At 38.8% G+C, this 12,505-nt stretch carries 12 protein-coding genes; all 12 read left to right on the forward strand.

Annotated elements, in window-relative coordinates; all coding sequences use genetic code 11:
• The first annotated feature begins 88 nt into the window (after positions 1 to 88).
• The 12 genes from N0K73_RS03465 (at position 89) to N0K73_RS03520 (ending at position 12,494) form a co-directional block, all read left to right on the forward strand.
• Positions 89 to 1,966 (forward strand): glycoside hydrolase family 2 TIM barrel-domain containing protein, encoded by a 1,878-nt coding sequence (locus tag N0K73_RS03465; protein ID WP_112250620.1) that lies wholly within the window; start codon positions 89 to 91, stop codon positions 1,964 to 1,966.
• Positions 1,950 to 2,906: a beta-galactosidase small subunit gene (locus N0K73_RS03470; RefSeq protein ID WP_112250618.1), complete on the forward strand. Its 957-nt coding sequence runs from the start codon at positions 1,950 to 1,952 to the stop codon at positions 2,904 to 2,906. Before N0K73_RS03465 ends, N0K73_RS03470 begins: the two co-directional genes overlap by 17 nt.
• 155 nt (positions 2,907 to 3,061) lie before the next feature.
• Positions 3,062 to 3,277: a helix-turn-helix transcriptional regulator gene (locus N0K73_RS03475; RefSeq protein WP_057974599.1), complete on the forward strand. Its 216-nt coding sequence runs from the start codon at positions 3,062 to 3,064 to the stop codon at positions 3,275 to 3,277.
• Between the two features lies 1 nt (position 3,278).
• Positions 3,279 to 3,716, forward strand: a complete 438-nt coding sequence (locus N0K73_RS03480) for a hypothetical protein (RefSeq protein ID WP_112250616.1) — start codon at positions 3,279 to 3,281, stop codon at positions 3,714 to 3,716.
• Positions 3,717 to 3,836: 120 nt separating this feature from the next.
• A complete protein-coding gene (gene recQ / locus N0K73_RS03485) occupies positions 3,837 to 5,588 on the forward strand; it encodes a DNA helicase RecQ (protein WP_112250614.1) in 1,752 nt (583 codons plus the stop codon).
• A 20-nt stretch (positions 5,589 to 5,608) separates the two neighbouring features.
• Positions 5,609 to 6,070: an ASCH domain-containing protein gene (locus N0K73_RS03490; protein ID WP_112250612.1), complete on the forward strand. Its 462-nt coding sequence runs from the start codon at positions 5,609 to 5,611 to the stop codon at positions 6,068 to 6,070.
• 2 nt (positions 6,071 to 6,072) lie between these two features.
• The gene (locus N0K73_RS03495) at positions 6,073 to 6,453 is read left to right on the forward strand and encodes a VOC family protein (protein WP_112250610.1); all 381 of its coding nucleotides are present in this window, start codon (positions 6,073 to 6,075) and stop codon (positions 6,451 to 6,453) included.
• A gap of 114 nt (positions 6,454 to 6,567) precedes the next feature.
• Complete coding sequence (locus N0K73_RS03500; protein WP_112250608.1) at positions 6,568 to 7,512, forward strand: Gfo/Idh/MocA family protein; 945 nt, start codon at positions 6,568 to 6,570, stop codon at positions 7,510 to 7,512.
• A gap of 212 nt (positions 7,513 to 7,724) precedes the next feature.
• The gene (locus tag N0K73_RS03505; RefSeq protein ID WP_112250606.1) at positions 7,725 to 9,185 is read left to right on the forward strand and encodes a glycoside hydrolase family 1 protein; all 1,461 of its coding nucleotides are present in this window, start codon (positions 7,725 to 7,727) and stop codon (positions 9,183 to 9,185) included.
• Positions 9,186 to 9,216: 31 nt separating this feature from the next.
• Entirely contained in the window at positions 9,217 to 9,888 is a 672-nt protein-coding gene (locus tag N0K73_RS03510; protein WP_404825129.1) for an N-acetylmannosamine-6-phosphate 2-epimerase, read from the forward strand.
• A 233-nt stretch (positions 9,889 to 10,121) separates the two neighbouring features.
• Entirely contained in the window at positions 10,122 to 10,700 is a 579-nt protein-coding gene (locus N0K73_RS03515) for a sugar O-acetyltransferase (RefSeq protein ID WP_112250602.1), read from the forward strand.
• A gap of 213 nt (positions 10,701 to 10,913) precedes the next feature.
• Entirely contained in the window at positions 10,914 to 12,494 is a 1,581-nt protein-coding gene (locus N0K73_RS03520; RefSeq protein ID WP_284068608.1) for a BCCT family transporter, read from the forward strand.
• The last annotated feature ends 11 nt before the right edge of the window (positions 12,495 to 12,505 follow it).

Consider the following 12,505-nt stretch of genomic DNA (forward strand, 5'->3'; position numbering starts at 1 on the left):
TACGATACCCGTTTTGACATCCCTCGTGGAAACAATTATACTTCAAATATGAAAGCGTTTTAAAAAGACTAAATGGGGGTTAAATAAAATGATTCCAGAGATTGAATGGTTAGATTCACCAGCAGTTTTCCGAGAGGGCCAGTTACCGGCTCATAGTGATCACCGTTACTACGCTACGGAAGCTGAGATGGCACTACAGAAGAGTTCATTTGAACAATCTTTGAACGGAACATGGCAATTTAGTTATAGTCCAAATGCAGCAAGCCGGCCAAAAAATTTCTTTCAGACAGATTTTGATGCGGAACAGTTTGATCAAATTACGGTTCCGCAGCATATCGAATTGGCGGGTTATGATCAATTCCATTATATAAATACGATGTATCCGTGGGAAGGTCATGAATATCGACGACCCGCTTTTTCGGAATTTAATCAAGATCATTTCACGGGGATGTTCAGCGCTGCAGAATATAATCCGGTCGGCTCGTATTTGCAGCACTTTGATTTGGATCCCGCACTGCAAAATAAACGCGTTATTATTCGCTTCTCGGGAGTCGAACAGGCAATGTATGTTTGGTTAAATGGTCACTTCTTAGGTTATGCAGAAGATAGTTTCACACCATCCGAATTTGATCTGACGCCTTATTTAAAAGCGGAAGATAACCATTTAGCGGTGGAGGTTCATAAACGAAGTTCTGCAGCCTTTATTGAAGATCAAGACTTTTTCCGTTTCTTCGGAATTTTCCGAGATGTGACTTTATTAGCGCAACCGGAAACCCATTTAGATGACTTATGGGTTATTCCTGAATATGATGTTAACCAACAAACGGGACAATTAAATTTACAACTGCATTTTAGTGGTGCAACACGACGAGTACGCGTCACGTTTAAAGATCAAGAAAATCTGTTATTTAGTGATGAATTAACGAGTGCGCCAACCGTTGAGCAACACTACGATTTGGAACAGCCAGTTGTTGCCTGGCAAAATGAACGCCCTTATTTATATACGTTACAATTAGAAATTATGACTGATGAGGGCCAAGTTATTGAGGTGATTCAACAATTATTCGGTTTCCGGAAAATTGAGATTAAAGATCGCGTAATGTTATTGAATGGTGAGCGTTTAATTATTAATGGTGTTAACCGACACGAATGGAATCCTAAAACGGGACGGACAATTTCTGATGCTGATGAGGCATGGGATGTTGACGCCATGTTACGTAATAACATTAATGCAGTCCGGACATCACATTATCCGGATCGGTTATCTTTCTATGATCGTTGTGACCAAGCCGGTATTTATATGATGGCTGAAACGAACTTGGAATCACATGGCTCATGGCAGAAAATGGGTGCGGTTGAACCTTCTTGGAATGTTCCTGGTTCAATGAATGAGTGGGAACCAGCTGTTTTAGATCGTGCTAAAAGTAATTTTGAACTTTTTAAAAATCATCCCTCAGTCTTGTTCTGGTCGTTAGGCAATGAATCATATGCCGGTAGCGTGCTAGAAAAAATGAATGCTTACTATAAACAACGAGATGCAACACGATTAGTTCATTACGAAGGTGTTTTCCGTGCAACTGAGTATAAGGACACGATTTCGGATGTTGAAAGTCGGATGTATGCAACACCAGATGAAATTAAAGCTTATTTAGACAACTCACCAAAGAAACCATTTATTTTGTGCGAATATATGCATGATATGGGGAATTCACTAGGCGGAATGAAATCTTATATTGATTTATTGCAACAGTATGAGTCATACCAAGGTGGGTTTATTTGGGACTTTATTGATCAGGGACTGTTGGTTGAAGACCCAGTAACGGGACAATCTGAGTTACGTTATGGTGGCGATTTTGATGATCGCCCATCTGATTATGAATTTTCAGGTGATGGACTTGTTTTTGCAACGCGTGAAGAAAAACCAGCTATGCAGGAGGTGAAATACTACTATGGCACAGACAAATAAGCAGTTAGCCGTAATTTATGGGGATGTGACGCTTGGATTGAAAGGAGACGATTTCCATTATATCTTCTCTTACCAAACGGGTGGTCCAGAATCTTTTAGAATTCAAGGCAAAGAGTGGCTATATCGTTCACCTAAACCAACTTTTTGGCGAGCGACTACCGATAATGATCGCGGTAATAAGTTTCCAGTGAAATCTGCAATGTGGTTGGGCGCCGATCAGTTTAGTCATAACCAATCAGTGTCTGTTGCCATTAATGGACAACCGATTGACTTACCCATTGCACCTGAAAATAATCGTTATACTGACCATGAAGTCGCCGAAAAAGTTGAGATAAGTTACACTTACCTCACGACGACTGTACCAGAAACGCAGGTGACGGTGACCTATACGGTTGAGCCAACCGGTAAGATGAATGTCGCAGTTGCTTATAAAGGACAAAAAGGATTACCATCTTTACCTGTCTTTGGGTTACGATTTATTATGCCAACGACGGCAACGCGTTTCTCTTACCAAGGCCTTTCTGGTGAAACATATCCGGATCGCATGGCAGGCGGTATACCCGGTCAATACGATGTTCAAGGTTTACCGGTAACGCCTTACCTGGTACCACAAGATTGTGGGATGCATATGCAAACGGATTGGGTGACTGTCTATCGTCAAGCAGTTTTAGATAATCGTATTCGACAAGTACCAGAAACTGGACTGAAATTTAGTGCAGTCAATCAACCTATTGCGTTTTCGTGTTTACCTTATACAGCTGAAGAATTAGAAAATGCGACCCATCATAGTGAATTACCAGCCAAACATCGAACTGTTCTATCTATTCTTGGTGCCGTTCGAGGCGTGGGTGGCATTGACAGTTGGGGCAGTGATGTTGAGTCTGACTATCAAATTGATGCGGAGAAGGATATTGAGTATCAGTTTGATATTTCGTTTTAGAAGGATCCTGTTCTCCAAATAGATTGAAAAAAATATAATAATTACTCTCAAGAACCTTCCAACCAGAAGGTTTTTTTTATTGACTTCAAATAAAAAGAATTATATTATGAAGCTAACTTCACATGAAGTTCATTTCATACTGAGAGGTAACAAACATGCGAAATAAAATTAAACAATACAGGACACAACTTGATTTAACTCAGGAGCAGTTAGCTGAAAAAGTCCAGGTTTCAAGTCGGACCATTATTTCACTTGAAAAAGGGAAGTATAAACCGTCGATTATGTTGGCTTATCGATTGAGTTTATTATTCGATTGTCGAATTGAAGACTTATTTCAGCTAAAAGAAAACTTAGCATTGGAGGAAAGTTAAGATGAAAATTTATAGTTATCGTCATTTTATTACCGGAATATTCTTTACAATTATTGGAATTTCAACAATTTGGACAACGAATTTAACCTTCACGAATACTTTTGATTGGTTAGAGTTAGGGAAATCACTCTTCTTTATTATTTGTTCTTTTTTGATTGCGGGTTACCAATTCTATATCACTTTTTCCAAAAAGGGATTGAAGGAACATGACCTTGAGGAAAAAGATGAACGTAATCAGTTAATCGATAAATCAGTTGATGCCATGATTGGTAAAATTGCGTATAACATGATTTTTGTTTTATCGCTGTTGTTCATTATTTTATGGGCAATTTTTAAAATCGGAACCCTTTTGTGGATTGGGGCGGCATTCTCAATCTTGTATACAACTCTGTTATTTATTTCATTCGCGGTTATTGTCTACTATGAAAAGAAATTGTAGTACGATTTTAGATGTCTTTTTCAATTTGAAAGGCCTCTTTTTAATTCCGAAAAAATAACCTATGCTATAATTTATGTATTAGAGAATTATCCGTGAAAATGAGCAAAGAGAAAGGGCCATATGAATCCACAATCAGTTTTAAAAGAAAAATTTGGTTACGATAATTTTCGTCAAGGCCAACAAGAAGTTATCGACGGTATCCTAGCCGGTGAAGATGTCTTAGCGATTATGCCAACGGGTGGCGGAAAGTCACTCTGTTACCAAATTCCAGCGCTTATCTTGGATGGATTAACGTTAGTTATTTCACCATTAATCTCATTAATGAAAGACCAAGTTGATGCCTTGAATGAAATGGGGATTGCGGCAACGTTTATTAATAGTACGCTAGACTATATGGAAGTTCGTGAACGCTTCAATCAGGCTGCGCGTGGCGAAGTGAAATTACTTTATGTGTCACCCGAACGTTTGGATTCTGATGGATTTATGGCCGATTTATCACAATTGAAAATTGACCTTGTAGCCATTGATGAGGCACATTGTATTTCACAATGGGGGCATGATTTCCGTCCCAGTTATCTACGGCTGACAGAAACAATTCAACGGTTGAGTTCAAATCCAACTATTATTGCGTTGACGGCTACAGCAACGTCACAAGTGGCCGCAGACATCATGCAACGGCTTGCGATTGTACATGAAGTCAAAACGGGATTTTCTCGTGAAAATTTAGCCTTTCAAGTGGTTAAAGACCAAAACAGTGATCGCTTCTTACTTGATTATTTGAAAGCGCAAAAGCAACAATCTGGTATTATTTACGCTAGTACACGAAAAGAAGTTGAACGGTTAACGAAATTAATTAAAAAGGCTAAAATTAAAGTAGCAATGTACCATGGTGGTATGAAAGAAGACGAACGTCGTCAGAATCAGGAAGACTTCTTGTATGATCGTGTACAAGTCATGATTGCGACTAATGCTTTTGGAATGGGTATTGATAAAAGTAATGTTCGATTCGTGATTCATGCTCAGATTCCGGGAAGTTTGGAAGCTTATTACCAAGAAGCTGGACGCGCGGGACGAGATGGGTTACCGAGTGAAGCTGTTTTACTCTTTAATTTAAAAGATGTTCAGATTCAACATTTCTTTATTGATCAGTCTGAGATGGATGAAATTAATAAGAAGCATGAATATCTTAAATTGCAAGAAATGACGCAATATGCGAATACGCAGCAATGTTTACAACAGACAATCGTGAATTATTTTGGCGATGAAGCACCTGAGTGTGGTCGCTGTAGTAATTGTCTGGACACGCGTGATGCGCAAGATATCTCGATTGACGCCCAGAAAGTGTTATCGTGCGTAAAACGTATGGATGAACATTTTGGCAAAGGCTTGGTCGCCCAGGTTTTAACTGGATCGAAGGTACAAAAGGTCATGCAATTCAGATTTGATGAGTTGCCCACTTATGGCTTGATGAAAGATCGTTCGCAAAAAGAAGTTTCAGGATTAATCGATTATTTGGTGGCATCGGGATTCTTACAGGCGTCAAGCGGACAATATCCCGTCTTACAGCTTGCTGCTGATGGTGTTGGGGTTTTGAAAGGCGAGACAAAGGTTACCCGTAAAATGGCCGTTAAAGTACGACAGGCATTACCGGAAGATAACGAATTATTTGAAGAATTGAGACAATTACGTCGTGAATTGGCGGAAGAACAAGGCGTACCGCCATTTGTTATTTTCTCTGATAAAACGTTATATTCAATGTGCGAAATTATGCCGGAAACCTTAACAGAAATGTTAGACGTTAAAGGTGTCGGTGAAAGTAAATTAGAAAAATACGGCGAGTTATTCTTAGATATTTTAAACGCAGAAGATTAAATTCTTGAAGGAGAGTTCACATGACAATTTATGAGTACTGGCAAGCATTTAAAAAGGCAAACAATATTGAACATGATAACTACGATGCATGGGCATTTGGTGCCACTAAAAAAACGTCGCTGGAGTTGGGTCAATTAGTACTGGACGGTCTTAAAACAGCAACGTCATCAGCTTATGGTCTATATTTTGATGAAGAACCAATACCTAAAGTTGGCGATTATAACGTTATTGTCGACTACAAAGACAATCCGATGGCTATCACGAAAACAACTAAAGTCTACACGACGCCATATAACGAAGTTACAGAAGCGCATGCTTTTCTTGAAGGGGAAGGTGACCGGACATTAGCTTGTTGGCGTAGTGTTCATCAACCTTTTTTTGAAGAAGATTTAGAGAGTGTCAATAAAACATTTGACGAGACAATGCCTGTCTTATGTGAAGAATTTGAATTGGTTTTTCCAACTGAAATAACGGAGGCATAAAAATGAAAATTGAACATATTGGTTTATGGGTAGCAGACCTCGAAGGCATGCGCGATTTCTACGTGACAAACTTTAACGCTACGTTTGGCGAACGTTATGATAATGTCACTAAAGGATTCTCTTCATATTTTATGAGTTTTCCGGACGGTCAAGCCCGTTTAGAGATTATGACAAGAACGGACGTTACAACGCGCTATCCGACTGGTCATGGCTACGCGCATCTTGCGTTTTCCGTTGGCAGTCATGCAATTGTTGACCAAATGGTCGTTGATTTCAAGGCTGCCGGGATAGAGGTAATTGGCGAGCCTCGGATAACTGGGGATGGCTACTATGAAGCTGTAATCCTAGATCCTGAAGGTAATCAAATTGAACTTGTTGGTTAAATAAATAGCGCTCATTTATTGAGCGTTATTTTTTTGGTCAAAATTAAATTGGTACTTAACAAGTAAGTCATTTATAATTAAATGAAAGCGATTTAAAAGAAACGGAGAATACTCATGAATTTTGGCATAATTGGTTACGGTAATATTGCGAAGCGTTTTTTCAACAGCATACAACACACAGAAAATGGACGGGTAACGGCAATTGGATCGAAATCATTAGCCGTTAACGACCGATTCAAAATAGAGAATCCTGGTATAACTGTTTATGATTCTTATCAGGCCGTTTTAGAGGACGATACGATTGATGGTGTCTATATTGCCTTACCGCACATGATGCACAAAGAATGGTCGCTAAAGGCATTAGCGTTAAAAATACCCGTCTTTTGTGAAAAACCTGCCGTTTTAACAACTGCTGATATGAAAAAAATTGAGCTTGCCTCGGTGCAAAACAAAACATTATTTATGGAAGCATTCAAGACGAAATTTAACGCGGGGATGGATCATTTAAAAAAAGACTTAGATTTAATTGGACCCATTCAAACGTTATCGGCTAATTTCTGTTCAAACGCTATTCCGGAACAAAAACCAACCTCATATTTACTACAAAAGGGCCAAGGTGGGGCTTTAAATGATATTGGCACGTATCCAATTGGGTTTGTGTTAGATATTGTGGCAACCCCCATTAAAAAAATTAATCCCACAATGGAAATGCACAATGGGATTGATGAAAGTTTTTCGGCAACTATTTATTTTGAAAATGGCGTACAGGCTTTTATCGAAGGGGCCATTAATGAAGCTAAAGAACGGGTTGCCATTATTTCAGGGCAACGGGGCCAAATCACAATTCCGATGTATAACAGAATTGAAGATTATACGATTGCGTTGACGAATGGGCAAAAAATTGATCGTCATTATTTTATTGCAGGGGATGATATGACGCTTGAAATTCAGGCTTTTATTGATTTGGTGGAAGTTGGGGCGAGCGAATCTCACAGACATAGTTTGCAAGATACATTTGATATTATTCGAGTGATTGAGAAAATTAGACAAGATAAATGATGACAAAATATCTTTTGACAGCGCTTTCTTAATTTGGTATACTTATCTTGTCAAATAAGGGCTGTAACTGATTAGATCAGGCGTTACCTATTGATAACTACTTTTTGTGGTTATCAATAGGTAATTTTTTTTGAAAAAAATGAGTATCAGCTTGTTTTGACGGCAACATGGTACATAAGAACGACAAAAAAACTTTGAAGGAGTGTAATGATATGTATAAAACAGATTATCCAAAAGGGTTTAAAGATGGTTTCTTATGGGGTGGCGCAACGGCCGCTAACCAAGTTGAAGGTGGCTGGAATTTAGATGGAAAAGGGATGACGACTGCTGAAGTTATTCGGAAATCTGAAAAAAGAACTGAAATGAATTTGGGTTCTGTCACAATGAAAGCTATTGAAGAAGCAATGGCTGATACGACCACTGACCATTACCCAAAACGTCGTGGTATTGATTTTTACCATAATTATAAAGAAGATATAAAATTATTCGCAGAAATGGGATTCAAAGCATACAGAATGTCGATGGCATGGGCACGTATTTTCCCTAATGGTAACGAAACAGAACCGAATGAAGCCGGATTGGCTTTTTATGACCGTGTCTTTGATGAATTAGCAAAATATGATATTGAACCCGTTGTGACATTATCACATTATGAGATGCCACTCGACTTGACGATTAAACAAAATGGATGGGCAAGTCGTGATACAATCACAAGTTTTACACGCTATACGGATGTTGTCCTTAAACGTTACAAAGATAAAGTTAGGTATTGGCTAACTTTTAATGAAATTAACGTTAGCTCATTTGGGTTTATGGAGACGGGCGCTGTAGATAGTGAATTAACGGAAAAGGAACAATTACAAATTCGTTATCAGGCAGTTCATCATCAATTTATTGCTAGCGCATTGGTCGTTGAACAAGCACGGAAAATTAATCCTAATTTTGAGGTGGGATGTATGCTTGCGAGAATGCAAACTTATCCCTCAACGCCAAATCCGGCAGATGTTCGGGCCGCTCAAGAAAATGATGATTTAAACTTATTCTTCACAGATGTTCAGATCCGTGGTGAATATCCGGAATATATGAACCGTTACTTCAGAGAAAACAGTGTACATATTTTAATGGAACCCGGGGATGAGGCAATCCTTAAAATGGGAACGGTGTCCTATCTTAGTTTTAGTTACTATATGTCAATGGTCACGTCGGCTGGCAAAACAGGTGACACGTCGTTGGGGAACATGATTAATGGTGAAAAGAATCCATACTTAGAAACAAGTGACTGGGGTTGGCAAATTGACCCGGTCGGGTTACGAATTACGCTGAATGCAATGTGGGATCGTTACCGAGTGCCGTTATTTATCGTTGAAAATGGGATTGGCGCACTTGATAAGTTGGGTGCGGATGGTAAAGTTCACGACGATTACCGAATTAAATACCTTGAGGAACATATTATCCAAATGAAAGAGGCGGTCATGGATGGCGTCGATTTAATGGGTTACACCATGTGGGGTTGCATTGATTTGATTAGTGCATCGACTTCCGAAATGAGTAAACGCTATGGATTCATTTATGTGGATCAAGATGACGACGGTAATGGCTCATTGAAACGTTACAAGAAGGATAGTTTTGATTGGTACAAGCAAGTCATTGAAGCCAATGGTCAAAATATTTAAAGACAGGTTTTATCCGACGAAAAGGAGAAATATAATGAATTTAAATGACATCAAAGATGGGCTAGTCGTTTCTTGTCAGGCACTTGAAAATGAACCGTTATACAGTTCATTTATTATGGGAAAAATGGCTTTGGCAGCAGAACTAGGTGGCGCCGTTGGGATTCGTGCCAATTCAGTAGCCGACATTTTAGAAATTAAAAAACAGGTGAATCTCCCGTTAATTGGGATTATAAAACGAGATTATCCTGATTCAGAAGTTTATATCACGGCGACCATGAAGGAAGTAGATGAGTTACTGACAACGGATGCCGAAATTATTGCGATGGACGCAACTGTTCGAGATCGTCCAAATCATGAATCCGTTACAGATTTAGTCGGCAAAATTCATACGAAAAACAGACTAGTCATGGCAGATATTTCGACTTACGAAGAAGGTATTATGGCCGAAAAAAATGGTTTTGACATGGTTTCTACTACGCTTTCTGGCTATACAGATTATACGGATGAAAGAGACAGTCCAGATTTTGAATTATTAAAAAAATTGGTTGAAAATCTTAAAATCCCCGTGATTATGGAAGGTCATACAACAACGCCGGAAGAGGTAAAAAAAGCCTTGAATATGGGCGCGTTCTCAGCTGTTGTGGGTGGTGTTATAACAAGGCCACAACAAATTACGCAACGATTCGTTGATAGAATAAGTTAAGACAATTGTAAAAATTAAGGGACGCCTTATCAGGGAACGAGATAATTATGATAAGGTGTTCCTTTGTGTGGATAAAAATTGAAATTCATGATACATAAAAAATTATATTCATTATTTTTATTATTGGGCTTAGGCGCGTTATGATAGGCATGAACGTTTGTATTACAAATGCCATAAAGTCCCATTTTAAAAGTAATTTTAACAAACGACTGTATAAGTGGTATTCTTATACTATGATAAAAACTGAGAGAGAAAAGATGTCAGATGGTGAACCGTATGAGCAGTTTGATCCGGAGTTAGTTGAACGACGAGAACTAATTCGGAGAGAACTGCTGACAATTAACCAACTTGACGATAATAAACAACAGAATACAAATATTAAAGCATTATTGGCTGATTCCGGTGACGACTTTTGGGCCGAAACGGGAATCGAATTTGATTATGGATTTAATATTCATATCGGAAATCACTTTTATGCGAACTACCATTTAACGATGTTGGACACTTGTCCGATCACGATTGGTGATCATTGTTACATTGGTCCAGACGTTGGCTTCTACACACCAGTACACCCCTTATCCGCAAAATTACGTAACGCGGATGTTGAAATGGGTAAACCAATTACGGTTGGCGATAGTGTCTGGATGGGTGGACACGTCACGATTTTACCAGGCGTTACGCTTGGTGACCGTGTCGTAGTTGGCGCCGGATCAGTAGTAACAAAGTCGTTCGGTGATGATCTCGTAATTGCGGGTAACCCAGCACGAATTATTCGTTATCTAGATGATAATGGAGACGTGAGCCCAGGTTAGCGATTCGATAGAATATTAACTATTAATTAACGTTATGAGTATTTGTATAAGATGGCAAGCTAACAAGCACGCTGTGCAGATATCCCTAGTGGAGAAACTGTACCAGTGTGTTTTTTTGTGCAAATAAAAGTGAAGTTGTTGGGATGAGTGCGAGGCGCACTCTAAATTTAGGAGGAATTTTTTATTTTAGAAAAACAAAATATCGATAAAAAAATGTTTGTACCAACCGTGGCACTATTTATTTTAGTGTCAGTCGGATTATTGCTTGGTGGGTCAGGTTTGAAGCTAGCATTGGGTTCTGCAATGGACGCCATTACGGCTCATCTGAGTTGGGTTTATCTTGGCATATATATTCTCAATTTTGTTTTCTTTTTATATATTGCCTTGAGTCATTACGGTAGAATAACACTCGGTAATAAAGGCGAAAAGCCCGCATACAATGATTTTAAATGGGGAAGCATGGTTTTTGCGACTGCCATTGATGCTAGTATTTTGATGCTTAGCATGGTTGATCCACTTCGTTACGTGCAACAACCATTGTTTGGCGCTAAAGCAATGTCACCCGTTAATTATCAAAATGCACATATGATGGGCCAATTCGATTGGGGTCCAATGGCTTGGATGATGTTTGCGTCATCGGCCGTAATTATTTCGTACGTTATGTATGTAAAAAAAGTAAAAGTGATGTGTGTCAGTGATGTCATCCCAATGTTAAAAGGGGACCAAGCTTATAAAAAAATCTTACGTAAAATTGTTGATTTTCTAGTTGTCTTTGGGATTATGGGCGGTGTTGGTTCATCAGTCGGAATGGAAATCCCCGTATTGTCACGAATTATCGCAACATTAACGGGTGTTCCAGATACAATTTTGTTAAAATTAGCCTTGTTTGTAGTCTTGTTTTCTATTTTTACGTTAACAATGTTCAAGGGAATTAAGGGCGGAATTGACCGATTAAGTTCAGCACATATCTGGACGGCAATTGGGTTCTTATTAATTGTTTTATTAGTGGGTCCAACGTTATATATTTTAAAATCAGAAGGACATAGCCTTGTACTGATGGTGACACAATTTGTCGCAATGAGTACAGGGACTGCATCAGGGTTGGGCCATGCGGTTGATCCTGTTAAATCAGAAACTATTTTTTATTGGGGTTGGTGGCTAACGTTCATGCCATTTATGGGCTTGTTCATTGCTAGAATTTCACGTGGCCGAACGATTCGCCAAGTTATTTTAGGGATGTTAGCATATGGCGCATTAGGCTGTATGAGTTTCTATGCAATCTTAGGTGGCTACTCACTTTATCTTCAGCAAAGTGGAGCCGTTGACCTTATTCATACCTTGAATGTTTACGGTCAGGCCGCAGCAATCGCGCAAGTCATTTCAACGTTGCCTTTTAAATATGTCATGTTAGTTATATACGCAATTTCCTGTTTTATTTTCTTAGCAACCACCATTTCTTCATCAGCATACATTGTGTCGGCATTTACCAGTACAAAACTTGGACCAGCACAACAACCAAGTTTATTTAATCGCTTGGTCTGGATGGCAATCTTTATGTTATTCTCATTCGGGATTGTCTTTGTTGGTGGATTCAAAACCATTCAAGCAATTTGTTTAATGGCCGGATTCCTGTTGATTTTTGTATCATTATTATTAATTATTTCAACATGGCAATATTTGGCACATGATCATTCAACGGAAAGCGTCCATACTTCATTTATGAAGATGATTGGAAAAGCAGTTAAAAAGAATATCGCTGCACAACAACATGTGATACACGATATGATTCATTAAAAATAGGTAAG

Origin of the sequence: Dellaglioa algida, from assembly GCF_030127605.1 — a bacterium.
Classification (GTDB): domain Bacteria; phylum Bacillota; class Bacilli; order Lactobacillales; family Lactobacillaceae; genus Dellaglioa; species Dellaglioa algida.

Excerpts from the sequence above, each read along its gene's own strand:
- N0K73_RS03475 (WP_057974599.1), top strand. The coding sequence starts at position 3,062 with ATGCGAAATAAAATTAAACAATACAGGACACAACTTGATTTAACTCAG.
- N0K73_RS03470 (WP_112250618.1), top strand. The coding sequence starts at position 1,950 with ATGGCACAGACAAATAAGCAGTTAGCCGTAATTTATGGGGATGTGACG.
- N0K73_RS03500 (WP_112250608.1), top strand. The coding sequence starts at position 6,568 with ATGAATTTTGGCATAATTGGTTACGGTAATATTGCGAAGCGTTTTTTC.
- N0K73_RS03490 (WP_112250612.1), top strand. The coding sequence starts at position 5,609 with ATGACAATTTATGAGTACTGGCAAGCATTTAAAAAGGCAAACAATATT.
- N0K73_RS03515 (WP_112250602.1), top strand. The coding sequence starts at position 10,122 with ATGATAAAAACTGAGAGAGAAAAGATGTCAGATGGTGAACCGTATGAG.
- N0K73_RS03495 (WP_112250610.1), top strand. The coding sequence starts at position 6,073 with ATGAAAATTGAACATATTGGTTTATGGGTAGCAGACCTCGAAGGCATG.
- recQ (WP_112250614.1), top strand. The coding sequence starts at position 3,837 with ATGAATCCACAATCAGTTTTAAAAGAAAAATTTGGTTACGATAATTTT.
- N0K73_RS03505 (WP_112250606.1), top strand. The coding sequence starts at position 7,725 with ATGTATAAAACAGATTATCCAAAAGGGTTTAAAGATGGTTTCTTATGG.
- N0K73_RS03520 (WP_284068608.1), top strand. The coding sequence starts at position 10,914 with ATGTTTGTACCAACCGTGGCACTATTTATTTTAGTGTCAGTCGGATTA.
- N0K73_RS03480 (WP_112250616.1), top strand. The coding sequence starts at position 3,279 with ATGAAAATTTATAGTTATCGTCATTTTATTACCGGAATATTCTTTACA.
- N0K73_RS03465 (WP_112250620.1), top strand. The coding sequence starts at position 89 with ATGATTCCAGAGATTGAATGGTTAGATTCACCAGCAGTTTTCCGAGAG.